The sequence below is a fragment of the Roseomonas sp. SRI_022 genome, assembly GCF_057586215.1.
Genome location: NZ_JBYCZL010000021.1, coordinates 90,309 through 107,764, shown reverse-complemented (window position 1 = coordinate 107,764; position 17,456 = coordinate 90,309). Strand labels below are relative to the sequence as shown.

Annotated in this window: 16 protein-coding genes and 1 pseudogene; 11 read left to right on the top strand and 6 right to left on the bottom strand. The window is 70.9% G+C overall.

Going from position 1 to position 17,456, the window contains the following annotated elements; all coding sequences use genetic code 11:
• The 4 genes and pseudogenes from AC2YHJ_RS19755 to AC2YHJ_RS19740 all read left to right on the top strand — a co-directional run.
• Nucleotides 1–204 (top strand): annotated as a pseudogene (locus AC2YHJ_RS19755) (thiamine phosphate synthase); the annotation flags it as partial.
• 280 nt (nt 205–484) lie between these two features.
• Nucleotides 485–1,966 carry a porin gene (locus AC2YHJ_RS19750; protein WP_487397834.1) on the top strand — a complete coding sequence of 494 codons (1,482 nt, stop codon included), beginning with the start codon at nt 485–487 and terminating at the stop codon, nt 1,964–1,966.
• A gap of 108 nt (nt 1,967–2,074) precedes the next feature.
• Complete coding sequence (locus AC2YHJ_RS19745) at nt 2,075–4,378, top strand: tetratricopeptide repeat protein (RefSeq protein WP_487397832.1); 2,304 nt, start codon at nt 2,075–2,077, stop codon at nt 4,376–4,378.
• A gap of 59 nt (nt 4,379–4,437) precedes the next feature.
• Nucleotides 4,438–5,004 (top strand): DUF3576 domain-containing protein, encoded by a 567-nt coding sequence (locus tag AC2YHJ_RS19740; RefSeq protein WP_487397831.1) that lies wholly within the window; start codon nt 4,438–4,440, stop codon nt 5,002–5,004.
• A 442-nt stretch (nt 5,005–5,446) separates the two neighbouring features.
• On the opposite strand, the gene AC2YHJ_RS19735 is transcribed toward AC2YHJ_RS19740, so the two are convergent.
• Together AC2YHJ_RS19735 and murJ are read right to left on the bottom strand one after the other, a co-directional pair.
• Entirely contained in the window at nt 5,447–6,871 is a 1,425-nt protein-coding gene (locus tag AC2YHJ_RS19735) for a Hint domain-containing protein (protein ID WP_487397830.1), read from the bottom strand.
• A gap of 650 nt (nt 6,872–7,521) precedes the next feature.
• Nucleotides 7,522–9,078, bottom strand: coding sequence for a murein biosynthesis integral membrane protein MurJ (gene murJ / locus AC2YHJ_RS19730; RefSeq protein ID WP_487397829.1), 1,557 nt, complete (start codon nt 9,076–9,078; stop codon nt 7,522–7,524).
• 146 nt (nt 9,079–9,224) lie between these two features.
• Here murJ and AC2YHJ_RS19725 point away from each other — a divergent pair, with 146 nt between their 5' ends.
• From AC2YHJ_RS19725 to AC2YHJ_RS19700, 6 genes are read left to right on the top strand one after another with little or no spacing between them, the layout of a single operon-like run.
• The gene (locus tag AC2YHJ_RS19725) at nt 9,225–10,187 is read left to right on the top strand and encodes a Bug family tripartite tricarboxylate transporter substrate binding protein (RefSeq protein ID WP_487397828.1); all 963 of its coding nucleotides are present in this window, start codon (nt 9,225–9,227) and stop codon (nt 10,185–10,187) included.
• Complete coding sequence (locus AC2YHJ_RS19720) at nt 10,184–10,957, top strand: GNAT family N-acetyltransferase (protein ID WP_487397827.1); 774 nt, start codon at nt 10,184–10,186, stop codon at nt 10,955–10,957. Before AC2YHJ_RS19725 ends, AC2YHJ_RS19720 begins: the two co-directional genes overlap by 4 nt.
• A gap of 44 nt (nt 10,958–11,001) precedes the next feature.
• Nucleotides 11,002–11,841: a shikimate dehydrogenase gene (locus AC2YHJ_RS19715; protein WP_487397826.1), complete on the top strand. Its 840-nt coding sequence runs from the start codon at nt 11,002–11,004 to the stop codon at nt 11,839–11,841.
• Nucleotides 11,838–12,425 carry a dephospho-CoA kinase gene (gene coaE, locus AC2YHJ_RS19710; protein WP_487397825.1) on the top strand — a complete coding sequence of 196 codons (588 nt, stop codon included), beginning with the start codon at nt 11,838–11,840 and terminating at the stop codon, nt 12,423–12,425. Before AC2YHJ_RS19715 ends, coaE begins: the two co-directional genes overlap by 4 nt.
• Before the next feature lie 24 nt (nt 12,426–12,449).
• A complete protein-coding gene (gene dnaQ, locus AC2YHJ_RS19705; protein WP_487397823.1) occupies nt 12,450–13,154 on the top strand; it encodes a DNA polymerase III subunit epsilon in 705 nt (234 codons plus the stop codon).
• Complete coding sequence (locus AC2YHJ_RS19700; RefSeq protein WP_487397822.1) at nt 13,154–13,366, top strand: hypothetical protein; 213 nt, start codon at nt 13,154–13,156, stop codon at nt 13,364–13,366. The genes dnaQ and AC2YHJ_RS19700 overlap by 1 nt, the downstream gene beginning before the upstream one ends.
• A 173-nt stretch (nt 13,367–13,539) precedes the next feature.
• Here the strand turns inward: AC2YHJ_RS19700 and AC2YHJ_RS19695 are convergent, their stop codons facing one another.
• Together AC2YHJ_RS19695 and AC2YHJ_RS19690 are read right to left on the bottom strand one after the other, a co-directional pair.
• Nucleotides 13,540–14,157: a Maf family protein gene (locus tag AC2YHJ_RS19695; protein WP_487397820.1), complete on the bottom strand. Its 618-nt coding sequence runs from the start codon at nt 14,155–14,157 to the stop codon at nt 13,540–13,542.
• The gene (locus AC2YHJ_RS19690; RefSeq protein WP_487397819.1) at nt 14,154–15,056 is read right to left on the bottom strand and encodes a pyruvate, water dikinase regulatory protein; all 903 of its coding nucleotides are present in this window, start codon (nt 15,054–15,056) and stop codon (nt 14,154–14,156) included. Before AC2YHJ_RS19690 ends, AC2YHJ_RS19695 begins: the two co-directional genes overlap by 4 nt.
• A gap of 300 nt (nt 15,057–15,356) precedes the next feature.
• Between AC2YHJ_RS19690 and hemE the strand changes: the two genes are divergently transcribed.
• A complete protein-coding gene (hemE, locus tag AC2YHJ_RS19685) occupies nt 15,357–16,415 on the top strand; it encodes a uroporphyrinogen decarboxylase (RefSeq protein ID WP_487397818.1) in 1,059 nt (352 codons plus the stop codon).
• Nucleotides 16,416–16,425: 10 nt separating this feature from the next.
• Here hemE and AC2YHJ_RS19680 read toward each other — a convergent pair whose 3' ends face one another.
• Nucleotides 16,426–16,746, bottom strand: a complete 321-nt coding sequence (locus tag AC2YHJ_RS19680; RefSeq protein ID WP_487397817.1) for an AzlD domain-containing protein — start codon at nt 16,744–16,746, stop codon at nt 16,426–16,428.
• The gene (locus AC2YHJ_RS19675) at nt 16,733–17,371 is read right to left on the bottom strand and encodes an AzlC family ABC transporter permease (RefSeq protein ID WP_487397815.1); all 639 of its coding nucleotides are present in this window, start codon (nt 17,369–17,371) and stop codon (nt 16,733–16,735) included. Before AC2YHJ_RS19675 ends, AC2YHJ_RS19680 begins: the two co-directional genes overlap by 14 nt.
• Between the last annotated feature and the right edge of the window lie 85 nt (nt 17,372–17,456).

Sequence of the window (17,456 nt, the reverse complement as noted above, 5' to 3'; positions counted from 1 at the left end):
GACCTTGCCTTCCTGTCGCCGATCTTCGCGACGCGGAGCCACCCGGGTGCCGCCGCGCTCGGCCCGCTGCGCTGGCTGGCGGCGGCGCGGTGCCTGCCGATGCCGGCCGCGGCGCTTGGCGGTGTCGCGGCCGGAACGGTCGGGCGGGTGCCGCTGCGCGCGGCGGGCCTTGCGGCGATCGACGGATTGCGCGCGATTTCATGACATTCCCGAGCCAATCGGGCAGATCGGTGCGCGCGTCCGGCCTGGCGCATGCCTTGCGCGGCCGCGCCACAGGCTGTGGCCCCTTCGCCACACTGTCTCAGGTAAGTCGCGCAGGGGGTGCATGGGCGGTTGCCGCCCGGCGCGCTGCCGGGACATAGTCCGGCCCAGGCCACGACGCCGCCCTTCCGCCCTTTTTGGGGGGAAAGCGGCGGCGGACCCTGTCCGGGGGGGCAGGGCGGCCGTCGGAACTGCCGGCACGCCGGCGATGAGGAGGACTAGAATGCGCAAGATTCTGCTGGGGACGACCGCTGTTGTCGGCGCCGCCCTGCTGGCGCCGGGGGCTTTCGCCCAGACGACGCGCGGCGGCGGTGGTGCGATCGGCCAGGGCGTGCCGCTCCAAACGGCCCCGGGTACCGTCGGCGTTGCCCCGAGCCCGCTGAACGTCGGCCCGCAGGCCCCGTCGACGCAGGTGACGGCCGCGCCGACGCCGGCGATGGCCGGTGCCGGTGGTCTGTCGATCCGTCTGGGCGGCTACTTCGCCTTCACGGGCGCCGCGATCCAGGACGACTGGGATCGCGCCCGCAGCCGCAACAGCGTGACCGGCGTCAACAACGCCCAGGCCCGCTCGCGCTATGACTTCCGCAACGACGCCGAGCTGAACGTCTTCATCGACGGTCGCACCTCGAACGGCCTCACCTACGGTGCGGTGTTCGAGTTCCAGATGGACAACGTGGTCGCCACCTCCGGTGACGGCACGACGGTGTCCTTCGACGAACTGTACGGCTACGTCGGCGTTGACGGCTTCGGCACCTTCCGCTTCGGCCAGGAAGACAGCGCCGCCTCGCTGCTGCAGGTCCGCGCTCCGGCCTCCCAGGCCCTCGGCGGCGACGCCGAGTGGGACGAGTTCATCGTCCAGACCGGCCTGGCTGACACCTCGCCCTACATCATGTCGGGCATCAACGACGGCAACGACGCGACGAAGGTCATCTACCTGTCGCCGCAGTGGGCCGGCTTTGACTTCGGCCTGTCCTACGCCGCGAACGCCGGCGAAGGCGAGCGCACCAACAACGAAGGCAGCCTGACCTCCGCGCAGCGCGATCGCCTCGGCATCGAGAACGAGATGTCGGCGGCCATCCGCTACCGCGGCACCTTCGGCCCGGTGGGCGTGATCGCCGGCCTGGGTGGCATGTGGGCCAGCGCGCAGTCGCTGAACGCCGCCGGCACCGCCTTCGGCGCCATCGGCAACCCGCGGCCGCAGTCGGTCTACGCCTACACCGCCGGCCTCGTGCTGACGGGCTACGGCTTCTCCTTCGGTGGTGAATACACCTGGGGTCAGTACCGTGGCGCCTCGGTCGGCCGTCAGGCCGTCAATGCCGGCGTGGACGGCGCGAGCCACTACCTGATCGGTGCGACCTACACGGTCGGCCCGCTGGTGTTCGGCGCGGTGTTCGGCCAGGGCTTCCAGGGCAACGGCTCGCAGCTCGTGAGCGGCCGCGTCGGCGGCACGGGTGCCAACGCCGCGGTCATCCGCGACCTGGACGACCGCACCCAGACCCTGTGGGGCGTGGGCGTGGCCTACAACCTGGCGCCGGGCCTGGTGCTCTTCGGCCTGTACAACAACATCAACGACGAGAACGTGCCGACCTCGGCGCCGACCAACGCTCGCTACACGGGCGGCCCGGGCACGAACCTCGCTTCGTTCAACGGCAGCAACACGCGCACGATCAACATCGGCGTGGTGGGCATCCGCCTCGCCTTCTGATCCTTCGGGACGGAAGCAACGGGGGCGGCAGGGGAAACCCTGCCGCCCTTCGTGTTTGTGGGGGGCGCATCCGGCCCCGCACGGATCTACCAGCCAAGGGGGCTGCCGATGGCGGACGCCGTCGATCTCCGCCAATGCGTCGCCCTGCACCAGGCCGGGCGGCTTGATGAGGCGATCCGCTGCTATCGCCGCGCCCTGCCGCAGGACCGGGGCGGCGCCCAGGTCAACCGGCTGCTCGGCATCGCGCTTTTCGCCAAGGGTGAACCGGCCGAGGCGCTGAAGCATCTGCGTGCCGCGCTCGGCCGGATGCCGAAGGACCCCGCCCTGCTGAACGACATGGGCAATGTCCTGCGCGCCCTGGGTCGCCGGGCCGAGGCGGTGCAAGCCTTCCACCGCGCCATCGACGCCGATCCCGGCTTCGCCTTCGCCCATTTCAACCTGGCCGACGGGTTGGCGGAGATGGGCCGCCATGCCGAGGCGCTGGAAGCCTTCCGCACCATTCTCGCCCGGCGCTTCGACGGCATCGACGCCGATTTCCACAACAACCTCGGCACCTCCCTGATGGCGCTCGATCAAGCGGAGGAGGCTCTGGCCGCCTTCGGCGCCGCTCTCGCCGCCAATCCCGGCCATGTCGCCGCCGCCGCCCACGCCGGGTCCGCGCTGCAGCGGCTGGGCCGCAACCGGGATGCGGTGGAATTGCTGCGCGATGTCGCCCGCCGCCACGGCGCCACGCCACAACTGCTGACCACGCTCGGGCAGGGCCTGCTGAACCTGACCGATTTCGCGCCCGCGCTGCAGGTCTTCGAGGAAGTGCTGCGCCGCCAGCCCGACCTGGAACGCGGGCTGATCGGCCGCGGCATGGCGCTGAGCGGGCTGCGCCGCGATCCCGATGCGGTGGCGGCGCTGGACCGCGCGGTGGCGCTCTACCCGGCCTCACGCCCGGTGCAGCTGACCAGCGGCAATATCCGCTTGGCCGCGAAGGATACCGAAGGGGCCATCGCCGCCTTCGCGCGCGCGGTCGCACTGCCGCCCGGGCGTCTGCCCGATGCCGCGCAGGCCATGCTGCTGTTCAACCGCCTGCGGCTGTGTGACTGGACCGACATCTCGGCGACCCGCGACGCGGTCCTCGCTGGCGCCGAGGATGGCAGCCTGCGCCTGCCGCCCTTCGAGGCGCTGTGCATCGCCGACGATCCCGCCCTGCATCTGCGCTGCGCCAGCCGCCATGCGCGGGAGAACCAGCCCGCCCGCCGCGCTGCGCTGCCCGCCCGCGCCGAGGGCAACCGAATCCGCATCGGCTATGTCAGCGGAGAGTTGCGCGAGCACGCCGTCGGCCACCTGATGGCGCGGTTGCTGGAACTGCATGATCGCTCGGCGTTCGAGGTGCATGCCATTTCGCTCGGCCGCCTGACCGGGGATGCGGTGCAGGCGCGGCTGCGCGCCGCGGTGGACGGCTTCCACGACGTCTCGACGCTGCCGGATGCGGCGGCGGTCGCGCATGTCCGCGGCCTCGACCTCGACATCGCCGTCGATCTCAACGGCTACACTGGGGATTCCCGCACGGTCCTGTTCGCGCAAGGCATCGCGCCGGTGCAGGCCGTCTTCCTCGGCTATCCGGGCACGATGGGCTCGCCCTTCATGGACTACATCCTGGCCGATGCCGTCACCGTGCCGGATGATGCCGAGGGCTTCTACGCCGAGAAGGTCGTCCGCCTGCCCGGCTGCTTCATGCCGACCGACGACCAGCGGGAGGTGACGATCGCCGGGCTGACCCGCGCGCAGTTCGGCCTGCCGGAGGACGGCATCGTCTTCTGCTGCTTCAACAACACCCACAAGATCCTGCCCGAGGCCTTCGACGGCATGATGCGCATCCTTGCCGCCACGCCGGGCTCGGTACTGTGGCTGCGCGAGGAGAACGCGGCGGCGACCCGCAACCTGCGCGAGGCCGCCGCCGCGCGCGGTATCGACCCGGCGCGGCTGGTGATGGCCGGGCGGGTGGACCATGCCGACCATCTCGGCCGGCACGCCCTGGCCGACCTGTTCCTCGACACCCTGCCTTACAACGCCCACACCACGGCCTGCGACGCGCTCGGCGCCGGGCTGCCGGTGCTGACGCGGATCGGGCAAGCCTTCGCCGGGCGGGTGGCGGCCAGCCTGCTGCACGCGGCCGGGCTGCCCGACATGGTGACGCACAGCCAGGCGGAGTTCGAGGCGCGGGCCATCGCGCTGGCCGCCGACCGGGGCGCGCTTGCCGCCATCCGCGCCAGGCTGGCGGCGTCGCTTCCGGGCTGCGTCCTGTTCGACAGCCCCCGTTATACGCGGAATCTGGAGGCTGCATTCCGCGTCATGCGCGATTGCCATGGGACGCGTGGGGCGCCGGAGGCGTTCTCGGTCAGCGAACCGAACGCGTCCTGAAGCGTTTCAGCGGGCTTCGCCTTTTCAGTGACACCTTTCCGGGGCTACAAGACGGCCCCATGACCCGTGCCGCCTCCCCCTGGCGCCGCCCTGCGGCCCTGTCCTGCGTTCTTGGCATCGCCGCGCTGCTCGGCGCATGCGGTGATACGAACGAAGTCCGCAATGTCGGCCGGGATGAATATACCTCCCAGTCCGGCCGCGACCGCGTCCGTGGCCGCCTGACCGGGCAGGATGACGGCATCGTGCTGTTCGGCACCGCGCGCTCCCGGCCCGAGGATGCCGGGTCGGGTGGTGGCGCCGGGCTCGGGGTCAACGCCTATCTCTGGCGCGCGACGCTCGACACCCTGGCCTTCATGCCGCTGGCCTCGGCCGACCCCTTCGGCGGCGTGATCATCACCGACTGGTATTCGCCGCCCGGCACCACCTCCGAACGCTTCAAGGCGACGGCCTATGTCATGGGGCGTCAGTTGCGTTCCGACGGCATCCGCGTGTCGGTGTTCCGCCAGGTCCGCCAGGGCAACAACTGGACGGACGCGCTGGTGACGCCGGCGACCTCCGCCGAGCTCGAGGACCGTGTCCTCGCCCGCGCGCGGGAGCTGCGCAGCCAGAGCACCGCCGGGCGCTGAACCGGCCGCGCCGGCCGTTTTCGGGCCAGCGCCTGCGATCCTGCATTCGACACGGCCTGGCGGCAGAGGGAGGCAACCCTCGCCCCGTTGCAGGCCGCATCCTGAGCATGGGCATGCCAGACCGGCCGCGATTGCCAAGGTCGCCATGGGCGGCCGTCGACGCGCGTTCCGTCCGGGTCAGGTCATGGGCCCGCTTCAGGCCGCCGCTGCGCAAGCGGGATAGCGAGCCGCTCGGCCCTGCGGTCGCCATGCTTGTGGCGCCGCCCCGAACGGCAGGTCATCGGCGCTGTAGGCACCAATTCATCCGCGGCACCACGGCCGGAACATGAAAACGGCGGGCCCCCGTGCCGAGGCCCGCCGCATTCATATCCACGCCAGTTTCGCGCGCCATGACGGCGCACCGAAGGCTCCGCCCTCGGCGCGCCGGCACAGGCACTTGTCGTCAGGCGCGCCGCTTCTCCGCCGACGCCGCCTCGACCCGCTCGGCGATGCGGGCGCGGATGCGCTCCAGCTGCGCGCCCTGCTGGATCAGCGGACGGCAGGCATTGGCGGCGTAGCGGCCGTTGCCGCGCTCGCTCTCGAAGTCCTTGAACAGCGTGGTGATGCCGTAATTGTCGAAATGCTTGCGGTTGCCGTCGTCGAAGTAGCTCTCCGACACCGCGCCTTCCGACACCAGCAGGCCGTGTGCCGGCAGCTCGACATGCCAGTAGGTCACCTCGGGGCACCACAGCTCCTGCACGATGGAGGTGCCGTTCACCAGGTGCTTCGCCGGCACCAGATGGCCGTCGAGGAACATTGCATGGTCGGGCGACACGCGCAGGTCGCGATGCGGCACGCCATCGGCCAGCGCGCCGGCCTTGATCAGGACCGGCGCCACCTTGGCACGGTCCGGATGCTGGGCGACGTTGGTGCGGGTGTGGCCGAGCCAGACCACCGGCTGCAGCGCCGCGCCGCCATGGGCGGTGACCATCAGGTCGCCGACGCGCAGGTCCTCGACCGCCACTTCGCCGCGCGCGGTCGCGATCCGCGTGCCGGTCGCGAAGCAGATGGCGCCCTGGTAGGTCCGGAAGCTGTCGAAGCCGCTGAGGTAGATCGGCTGCGAGCCCGGAACCGTGCTGGTCCAGATGTCGAAGGTGAGCGTTCCGGTGGTGCCGGGGCCGGTCGGATAGGTCACGACCGAATCCTGGCCGGAATCGGCGTAGCCGACGGGGACGTAGGCAAAGTCGCTGCCACTCCCACCAACCATGACGTCGCCCTGGCCGGCATAGGCCGTGTCAGCGCCGTTGCCGCCGACAATGAAGTCCCGCTCCATGTCCTCGAAGGCTTCGCCCGTGACCGGGTCCCAGAAGCCGCCGAACAGGGAATCGTTCTGCTGGTCGCCGAAGATGGTGTCGGCGCCCGCACCACCGACAATGGTGTCGAGCTGCTGGCCGCCGGCCATAAGGTCATTGCCGCCGCCGCCGAACAGCGCGATGGAGCCACTGGGCGCGAGGATGGTGTCGTTGAAGTTCGAGCCAACGAAGCCCTCGAAATTGCTGAGGGTGTCGCCGGCCGCCGCGCCGCCAAGAGTGATGTTCGAACCTTGGATATTGATGCTGACCGCAGCCGTCGCATCGATATAGGAGACGATGTCGGTGCCGGTGCCGCCGTCGACGCGGTCCAGCCCTGCACCGGGCAGCAGCGTGTCGTTGCCGATGCCGCCGATCAGGCTGTCATTGCCATCGCCGCCGACCAGGCTGTCGTTGCCGCTCTGCCCGTTCAGCGTGTCGTTACCGGCAAGGCCAGCGGCGGTGTCGTTGCCGCTGGAGCCAGCAAAGCTGTCATTGCCACTCGTCGCGCCGGGGCCAGGCGTCCAGGTACCAGACATCGTCGTCTCCTATGCGGGATTGGGGCCGGGCTGTGTGGCCCGGAATGGATTGCGGACAGGCGTCGTCGCCCCGCGCGTCGCCGCGGCGGGAATCGAAAGCACGAGGCACGCCGCGGCGGTTGGCCGGCGGCGCGGGTTCCTCGTCAGGATTTCGGCGTGTGGTCGGTGACCTCGGCCTCTGCCGCCCTTGGCGGCGGGCCTGCGTGCCCCGCCAGGAGGGCGAGTGGCCGGCCGGCTCGTGCGTGCGCGGCTGGCGGTCCGTGTGGCTGGCAGAAGGGCAGAGGCGGTTTGCGGGTCGGGCAGCTCGGCCGGACCAGCCGGGCATTCCGGCGCAAAGCCGACCTCAGGCACCAGCGCGAAGCGGGCGGAGGGCCGGCGAGCCTGCGGCGGCCGAGGCGCGGTCACGGCGGCGCGAAGCAGGGCGATACCGCCCCCTATCGATCCCCGCAGATGCTGCGCAACGGTAACCACGCGGATGTCTTTCCAGCCCAATCGATGAAACGGTCACGATCGGTCTATCGACTCGCAGGAACGAGAGCAACAAGATTTGCGCTCAGGATCATTTTTGGCACGATGTGTCGTGCCGGGTCGATGGGCGCGACTGTCCTCGCGAGGCGTCCGGCCGCCAGTGCTGGCGGCCGGAAGGCGCCTTACCCCCGCGACGTGGCCCGGCCGCGCCGGCGCAGCACGGCGACGACCTCGTGGATGCTGAACGCCCGCAGCGCCGCCCCCGCCGCCAGATAGGCCGCGGCCCCGGCGCCGATCAGCAGCGCCGCCACCAGCGCCCGCCCGGCCGATCCCGTCGGCGCGGGCAGCAGCAGCGCCAGCCCGGCCACCACCGCGCCCATCACGACGCTCGCCGCCAGGATGCGCGGCACCGCCCGCCGCGACCGCCGGTCGGCCAGGAAATGCCCGCGCCTCGCCAGCAGCCAGGCCAGCAGCGCCGCATTCGCCCAGGCGGCGAGCGAGGTGGAAAGCGCCACGCCGACATGCTGCAGCGGCCCCATCAGCATCAGGTTCAGCCCCAGGTTCAGCGCCACGGCCAGCAGCCCGAGCTTCACCGGCGTCGCCGTATCCCCGCGCGCGAAGAAGCCGGGTGCGAAGACCTTCACCAGCACGAAGGCCGGAAGCCCCACGGCGTAGGCGACCAGTGCCCCGCTGCTCGCCGCCGATTCCGCCGCGCCGAAGGCACCGCGCTGGAACAGGGCGGCGATGATCGGACCCGCCGCCACCGCCAGCCCCACCGCAGCCGGCAGGGTCAGCAGCAGCGAGACCTCGAGCGCCCGGTTCATCGAACGATGCGCCGAAAGGGGCTGCCCGGAGCGCAATTGCCGCGACAGCAGCGGCAACAGCGCCGTGCCCATCGCCGCGCCGATCACCCCGAGCGGCAGCTGGGCCACCCGGTCCGCGTAGTAGAGGAAGGAAATCGCGCCTGCCGGCAGCAGCGAGGCGATGATGATGTCCACCGCCAGGTTAAGCTGCACGACCCCGGCGCCGATCACACCCGGCACCATGCGGCGCAGCACCTGGCGCACCTGCGGCGTGATCGAGGGCGGGCGCAGGATGTTCAGCGCCATCCCCGCTTGCGCCGTCGCCCAGAGCACGAGCGCGAGCTGCACCACGCCCGACGCGGTCACGCCCCAGGCCAGCGCATGGCCCGGCGTGGCCACATAAGGCGTCAGCCAGAGCAACGTCGCCATCGAGATCAGGTTGAAGAAGACCGGCGCCGCGGCCGCCGCGGCGAAGCGGTCCAGGCCATTGAGCACGCCGCCGACCAGCGCCGTGAGGCAGATGAACAGCAGGTAGGGGAAGGTGATCCGCGTCAGCTCGACCGCCAGGGCGAACTTCGCCGGATCGTCGGAGAAGCCGGGCGCCAGCACCCGCATCAACTGCGGCATGAACACCATGCCGATGACCACCAGCACGCCGAGCCAGAGCGTCATCAGCGCGCCCATCCGCTCGGCCAGCGCCTGGGCATTGGCGCGGCCCTCGGCTGCCAGCGTCCCGGCGAAGGCGGGGACGAAGGCCGCGTTGAAGGCGCCCTCTCCGAACAGGCGACGGAACAGGTTCGGCAGTTTCAGCGCGACGAAAAAGGCATCCGCCACCGGGCCGGCGCCGAGGCGGGAGGCGATCAGCATGTCGCGCGCGAAACCCAGGATTCGGCTGGCCATGGTCCAGCCGCCGACGGTAAGGACGGATCGCAGCATGCCGATCCCTCTGCCCGCCCTGTGGTTGCGGCGCAAGGCATCTGGCTTGCATTGCATAATGGGCATGCAGCCCTGGGGTGCTGGCGCACCGATCCGTGATGGCGCAAAATAGGGACTTCGACTTGGCGCTGGGAGAATGCCGCCGCATGTCGGGGATCGCGCGCCGCGCCGTCTTGGCTGGCGCTCTCGCCCTGCCCGTGACGACCAGGACAGGCCGCGCCGCATGGGCGCCGGCCGGGCCGGTCACGTTCATCGTTCCCTTCGCCGCGGGCGGCACCAATGACGATGTGATGCGGATCCTGGCGACGGGGCTGTCGCGTCGGCTCGGCCAGCCGGTCGAGATCCACAACAAGCCGGGCCGCGCCGGGGTGCGCGCCATCGCCGGGCTGGCCAATGCGCGACCCGATGGGCGGCTCCTGGCGCAGCTCCCGGTCCAGGTGATCCGCACCGCCTTGCTCGAGAACATGGGCTTCGACGCGGCGAACGATACCACCCCCATCCTGGGCGTGGCGGGCAGCGCCTATGGCACCATTGCCAAGACCGACCGCTTTCCCGATGGCTGGGCTGGCTTCATCCGCGAAGCGCGGGAGAAGCCCGGCACGCTGTCCTACGGATCCTCCGGCCTGAATTCGACGGCGCATCTGACCATGGCGCGGCTGCTGCTGCGCGAACGGGTGCAGGTCGCGCATGTACCCTTCCGCGGCGCCATGCACGGCGCCCGCGCCCTGGCGGACGGTGATATCGACGTGCTGGCCGGCCCCGTCCGCATAGGGGAAGCGGTGACGGCGGGCGAGGCCGTCTGGCTGAATGTCTGGAGCGCGCAGCGCCTGCGCCGCTGGCCGGCGGTCCCGACGCTGCGGGAACTCGGCTACCGGCTGGTGGTGACGACGCCCTTCGGCATCGTCGGCCCGCCCGGCCTGCCCGCCGAGATCACCGCCACGATCCACGACGCCGTGCGGGTGACCATGCAGACCGAGGAATTCCGAAGCTTGCTCGAACGCCTGGACATGACCGAGGACTATCGCGACGGCGCCGCCTATGGCGCCTTCCTCGCGGAATCGACCCGCATGGAGGAGATGCTGATCGGCCGGCTCGGCCTGCAGCCGTGACCCCGCCCGACGTCCTGGCGCTGGAACGGGCGACGCTGACCGCCGTGCCGGCGCCGCGCACCGGCTTCGACGGCCCCTTCGTGGTGCGCGCCTTCGCCGGCGGCACCGGGCGCGCCAATGCCGCCTCCTCGCTCGATCCGTCGCCCGACCCGGACCTCGCCGCGCGGATCGGCCGGATCGAGGCCCATTACGCCGCGCTTGGCCTGCCGGTGCGGTTCCGCTCCATGCCGTTGGACCCGCCGGGGCTGGCGGACCTTCTGGCCGCGCGCGGCTACGTGCCGAAGGACGAGACGATCGTCCTGCTCGCACCCATCGCCGCCATCGCCGCGCCGGACCCGACAGCAGAGGCACGCCCGGCCCCGGATGCCGACTGGATGGCCGTCACCGCGACCGCCGAGCACCAGAGCCCCAAGCGCCGCCAGGAGAAGGAAGGCAACCCGCCGCTGCTGACCACGCCCGGCGCCTGGATCACCCTGCGCGATGGCGGGCAGGCCGCCGCGGTCGCCTCGGTCGTCGCGGCCGGGCCGATCGCGGGCTACTTCGACCTCGCCGTGCGGCCGGAACACCGGCGCAAGGGCCTTGCCGCCCGGACCGTGCGCGCCGCGGCGGAGTGGGCGCGCGCGCAGGGCGCGGCATGGCTGTTCTGCCAGGTGGCGGTGACCAACACGGCCTCGCTGACGCTGAACACCGCGCTCGGGCTGCGCGAGGCCTATCGCTACACCTATTGGGTGCGGCCGCAGGATGGCGTGGCGTCGCTGAAATTCGGCTGACCGCTGGCCTTGCGCAGCACCGGCTGACGAGGCTTTCTGCGGGCATGCGATTGCTCACCGGACATGCCCGTCTCGCCGGCGTCCTCGGCTGGCCCGTCTCCCATTCCCGTTCCCCGCGCCTGCACGGCTATTGGCTGGAGACGCTCGGCATCGACGGCGCCTATCTGCCGCTGCCCGTGCATCCGGAGGATTTCGCGGCGGCCGTGCGGTCGCTCGCCGCACTCGGCTTCCGCGGGGCGAATGTCACCATTCCGCACAAGCAGGCTGCTTTCGAGGTCTGCGACGTGGTCGACGCCACCGCGCGCCGCGCCGGAGCGGTGAACACGCTCGTGTTTCGCGATGGGCGGATCGAGGGATCGAACACCGATGGCTTCGGCTTCCTCGAAACCGTGCGCGACCAGGCGCCGGGCTGGCAGCCCGCCGACGGGCCGGCCGTGCTGCTGGGTGCCGGCGGCGCGGCGCGGGCGATCGCGGCGGCGCTGCTCGATGCCGGCTGCCCGCGCGTCACGCTGGTGAACCGGTCCCGCGACCGGGCGGAGGCGCTGGCGCGTGATCTCGGCGGTCCGATCGACGTGGCGGAGGTCCCGCCGCTGGCCGGGGCGGCGCTGCTGGTGAACACCACCTCGCTCGGCATGCAGGGACATCCGCCGCTGGCGATCGACCTCGCGCCGCTGCCCGCCACGGCGGTGGTGGCGGATATCGTCTATGTGCCGTTGGAGACGGCCCTGCTGACCGCGGCGCGCGCGCGCGGGCTGCGTGCCGTACAGGGTCTCGGCATGCTACTGCACCAGGCGCGGCCGGGGTTCGAGGCGTGGTTCGGCGCCAGCCCGCGCGTCGATGCGGCGCTGCATGACCTGATCGCGGCGGATATCCCGCCGCGATGATCGTCATCGGCCTGACCGGCAGCATCGGGATGGGCAAGTCCACGGCCAGCATCACCTTCCGGCAGCTGGGCGTTCCCGTCTTCGATGCGGATGCCGCGGTGCACCGGTTGCAGGCGCGTGGCGGGCGCGCGGTGGGGCCCATCGGCGCGGCGTTTCCCGACTGCGTCGTGGATGGCCGCGTGGACCGGGAGGCACTGCGGCGCGCCGTGCTCGGCAATCCGACGGCGCTGAAGCGGCTGGAACGCATCGTCCACCCGCTGGTGCGGGACGAGGAACGTCGCTTCCTCGGCCGGGCGCGTCGCGCGGGCCGGCGGCTGGTCGTGCTCGACGTGCCGCTGCTGCTGGAAACCGGCGGGGAGAAGCGGGTGGATCGGGTGGTGGTGGTCTCCGCGCCGGCCGCGGTGCAGGCGGTGCGCGTGCTGCGCCGTCCTGGCATGACCGCGGAACGGCTCGCCTCGATCCGTGCCCGCCAGATGCCCGATGCCGAGAAGCGCCGCCGCGCGGACCACGTCATCCCGACCGGCCTCGGCCGCCGCTTCGCCCAGGCGGCGATCAAGCGACTGGTGCAGACACTGACGCCCTAGGCCTCATCCGCCTATACTGCGCCGATGCGCCAGATCGTTTTGGACACCGAGACCACGGGGCTCGACCCCCAGCAGGGCGACCGTGTCATCGAAGTGGCGGCGGTGGAGCTTGTGAACCTGCTGCCGACAGGTGCGACCTTCCACTGCCTGATCGATCCCGAGCGCGACATTCCCGCCGAGGCCACGCGGGTGCATGGCTTCACCAATGGCGACCTGACCGGCAAGCCGAAATTCGCGGAGATCGCGGCGGCCATGCTGGACTTCCTTGGCGACGCGCCGATCGTCGCGCACAACGCGCCCTTCGATTTCGGCTTCCTGGACGCCGAACTGCTCCGTGCCGGGCAGCCCAAGCTCGATCGCACGCGGATGGTGGACAGCCTGGTGCTGGCCAAGGAACGCTACCCAGGCATGCCGAACAGCCTGGACGCGCTGTGTCGGCGGCTTGGCGTCGACAATTCGATGCGGTCCTCGCACAACGCCATCCTCGACTGCACGCTGCTGGCGCAGGTCTATCTGGAGCTGATGGGCGGCAAGCAGCCGGGCTTCGAGCTGGCGGCCGCATTGGCCGGCGGCGGACCGGCCTTCGCTGCGGTCGAGGCCGTGGAATGGGCGCCGCGGCCGATCGCCGTGCCGCCGGACCGCGCCGACGCCCATGCTGCCTTCGTCTCCGGCAAGGTGAAGGACGCGCTGTGGCTGAAGCCGCCCTTCGCCGGCGGCGGTGAGGCGTGATGCGGATCCTCCTCGGTATCGTGCTTGGCTTCATCCTGGGCTGGGTCGGCACCAGCGCGGCAGCGCTGACCTATGGTGAGCTCGCGCATGTCAGCCAGCGCGAAGGCGCCTTCGCCATGGGGGCGGTCTTCCTGATGGGACCGGTGGGCGGCGTTGTCGGGGCGATACTGGGTGGGTTCCTCGGTGCGCGTTGGCGCGGCCAGGCGCGCTGAGGGAAGCGGAGGGGGGCTTTGCCCCCCTCCGAACCTCCCCCCACCAAAGGCCGAGGGGCCTTTGGAAACCGTCACTTGGCGTTGGGCATGACAGCCAGTTCCGGTGGTCCAGGGGGCACTGCCCCCTGGCGGGGAGAGGTTTGGAGAGGGGCAGTGCCCCTCTCCAATCCGTCTCAACCAGGCAAGACCCCGTGCTGCCGAAGGAACCCCAGCAGGGCAAGCAGCGGCACCCCCAGGATCGCGGCGTGTTCGCCCTCCACCTTGCTGAATAATTGCATGCCCGGTCCCTCGATCCGGTAGGCACCGACCGATTGCGTGACCACCGCGCCTTCGGCCGCGAGATACGCATCGAGGAAGGCTTCCGAGAATTCGCGCATGGTCAGCCGTGGCACGGCCACGTGTTGCCAGATGCGGCCTCCGTTGCGATGGCAGACAATTGCCGTGACGAGCTGATGGCTGCGCCCGCGCAAGGCCAGAAGATGATCGCGGGCCGCGGCGATGTCGGCGGGCTTGTCGAACCAGCGCCCCTCGCAGACCAGCAGTTGGTCGCAGCCGATCACCAATGCCTCGGGATCGCGGCGCCCGATACGCTCGGCCTTGGCATCGGCCAGCATCAGGGCCGCGTCGGTCGGCGGGATGGCCTCGGCCTGGGCGGCGGCCTTGATGGCGTCCTCATCCACCGCGGCCGCGATGGCCTCGAAGCGCAAGCCGGCCGCTTCCAGCACCGCCCGGCGAGCAGTGGAAGCCGATGCCAGAACCAGGCGGGGTGCAGCCGCCTGCAATGCGGTCACGATGCCCCCGTGGGCGTGCCAAGCACCGAGGCGGCGGGATCCTCCGGTTCCTGGATCGCTGCCGCATCCTTGCGACGGGCATGCCAGGATTCCATCAATTGCAGGATGGTCGCCGCGGTTTCCTCGATGCTGCGCCGGGTCACGTCGATCACCGGCCAGCCGCGCGAGGTGCAGAGCCGCCGGGCGGCGATGATCTCCGACTTCACCGCCTCGGGGTCGATATAGTCGGTGGCATCCTGCCGCACGCCGGTGGCACCGATGATCTTCAGCCGATGCCGGCGGATATCGATCAGCGCATTCATGTCGATGTGCAGCCCGATCACCGGGCAGGGCGGGGATTCCAGCGCGTCCGGCAAGGCCGCGCCGGGCACCAGCGGCACATTGGCCGCCTTGATGCCGCGATTGGCGAGGTAGAAGCAGGTCGGCGTCTTGGAGGAACGCGAGACGCCCACCAACACGACATCCGCGTTGCGGATGCCCTGCGTGCCCTGACCGTCATCATGCGACAGCACATAGTGCATGGCGTCAATGCGCCGGAAATAATCCGCATCCATCACATGCTGCGCGGCGCGCTTTTCCTTCGCGCGGGCGCCGATCGCGCCCTGCAGCAGGTCCATCACCGGATCGAGCGGCGACACGCAGGTCACGCCCAGCCTGCCGCAGGCTTCCTCGAGCGCCAGGCGCAGGCTGGAATCGACCAGCGTGTAGAGCACCGGGCCCGGCTCATGCTCGATCCCTTCCAGCACGCGATCGAGCTGAAGGCGGGATCGCACCAGCGACCAGCGATGATGGATGACGTGATGATCGTCGAAGCGCGCCAGCGTGGCGCGGGAGATCGAGTTCAGCGTCTCCCCCGTCGAATCCGAGACGAGGTGCAGGTTGATCTGGCGGTTGGGCATCGGGGGAAGGATAGCGTGAATCCCTGTGGATGGCGGGGATGGAATCCAAGCGCGGGACACCCTGCGGGGACAAGTGCAATGCCACCGCGAGACCGCCTGATCACGGCATGGAATCCAACACGGCGATGCTCCACCTGCGGACAGGTCGTTCAATGCCATGTCTCAGCGGGGATTCAGCGCGACGACGCCTGTGGGCCGGACTGTGGATGCTTTCGGGACCGGCTGCGTCCCCGTCATCCACAGGCCCAACCACTTTCCCAGCCTTTCTAAGAATCCTTATTCACTGTTTAAGGGCGAGGCATGGAACCGAATGTCTCCCCTGGACCGGCCAAGCCGCTCCTGCGCGCCCTGGCCGGTGAAGCCGTGTGGCCGCCGCCCGCCTGGCTGATGCGCCAGGCCGGCCGCTACCTGCCGGAGTACCGCGAGGTACGCGCCAAGGCCGGCGACTTCATCAGCCTGTGCACGACGCCGGAGCTTGCCGCAGAGGTCACGCTGCAGCCGATCCGCCGCTACGGCATGGACGGCGCGATCCTCTTCTCCGACATCCTGATGGTGCCCTGGGCGCTCGGTCAGCCCCTGCGCTTCGCCGAGGGTGAAGGGCCGTTGCTGGAGCCGCTGCGCGACGCGGCCGCGATCGGCGCGCTCGATCCCGCCACCCTGGTGGCACGCGTTGCACCCATCCTGGAGACGGTGGCACGGGTGCGCGCGGGGCTGGCGGCGGAAGCGCCGCGCACCACGCTGATCGGCTTCGCCGGCGGCTGCTTCACCGTCGCCTGCTACATGCTGGAAGGGCGCGGCAGCAAGGAGTTCGCCGCGGCGCGCGGCCTCGCCTATGCCGATCCGGCGCTGTTCGGGCGGCTGATCCGCACCTTGCAGGAATCGACGGTCGAATACCTCGTCGCGCAGGCCGAAGCCGGGGCCGAGGCCCTGATGCTGTTCGATTCCTGGGCGGGGATGCTTTCTCCGGGTCAGTTCCGCCGCTGGGTGATCGAGCCCACGGCGTCGATCACGCGGGCGCTGCGGCGGCGCTGCCCTGGAATTCCGCTGATCGGCTTTCCGCGCCTCGCCGGCCCGTTGCTGACGGATTACGCGGCGCGGGCCGGGGTGGACGCGACGGCGATCGATACCTCGATGGATCCACGCTGGGCCGCCCAGGCGGTGCCGCCGACCATGGCGCTGCAGGGCAACCTCGATCCGCTGGCGCTGGTCGCCGGAGGTGCTGCGCTGGAGGCGGAGGCGCGCTCGATCCTCGGGGCGATGCGCGGGCGGCCCTTCATCTTCAACCTGGGGCACGGCATCGTGCCGCAGACGCCGCCGGATCATGTCACGGCGCTGATGCGGATCCTGCGCTCGGCCTGAGCGTCAGCTCCTACAACACCGCCCGGACGGCCAGCATCGTAGCCAGCCCTGCGAGGAGCGCCGGGAGTAGCCAGCGCCGCTTCATCAGGCAGACAAGGATTCCGATTGCCAGGCCCGCGAGCCGGGCGGCGAGGGGTACCTCCGCCAGCGCCCCCGCCGGTGCGATGATGGCAAGCGTCACGAAGGCCGCGAGTGTCGCCTGCGCGACGGCCGTGGCCCAGGCGATGACCGGGTGCTCGGCGGATAGTCCGCCCGCGAGCCACACGCCAGCGAGGCGCAGGCCGAGGCAGGCGAGCGCTGTCAGCAGCAGAGCGAGGTCAGCCGGCGGCACGGCGGCGTCCCAGCAGGAAGGCCACGGTGCCGCCCAGCAGGCCGGCGGCGAGCAGGGCCATCCCGCTCGGCAACAGGAAGGCCAGCCCGGCGGCGGCGGCCCCGCAGAGCACGGCACGCCGAGGCGCGGGCTTGTCGAGGTCCACCGCCAGCAGCAGCGCGTAGTAGAGCGGATTGACGAAGAGCAGCGCGGCGCGGGCCTCCGGCCCCAAGGCCCTGCCGATGTAGAAGCCGGACAGCGCGGCCGCACCCGCCACCAGCCAGGAGGTCAGCCCGAAACCGAGGAACCAGCCGATGCGTGCTGGCCGATCGACCGCCGGCAAGGCACGCATGGCCGCGGCCCAGGGCGTCACGGCGATGAAGGGCACTGCGGGCAGCAGGCGCAGACGATCCTTTGCCGCCAGCACCGGGGTCAGCGAGACGGCCATTGGCAGGAAGCGGGCATTGACCGCGACGGCACCCATCACGGCCGCGCCCAGGCCGCCCGCCCAGCCCGAGGCCGCTGCCTGGACCAGGACCAACTGCCCTGGCATGCCGTAGATGCCCCAGCAGGCGAGCAGCGCCCAGCCGGGCGATAGCCCGGCCTCCTGCACTGCGGCGCCAAAGGCGAGGAAAGTCGCGGCCATGGCGACGCCAGCGGCGCCGAGGGCCTCGCGAAGGCCAGGGAGAAGGGCAGACGTCACGAGGGCATGGTGCGGGCATCGGCGCGGC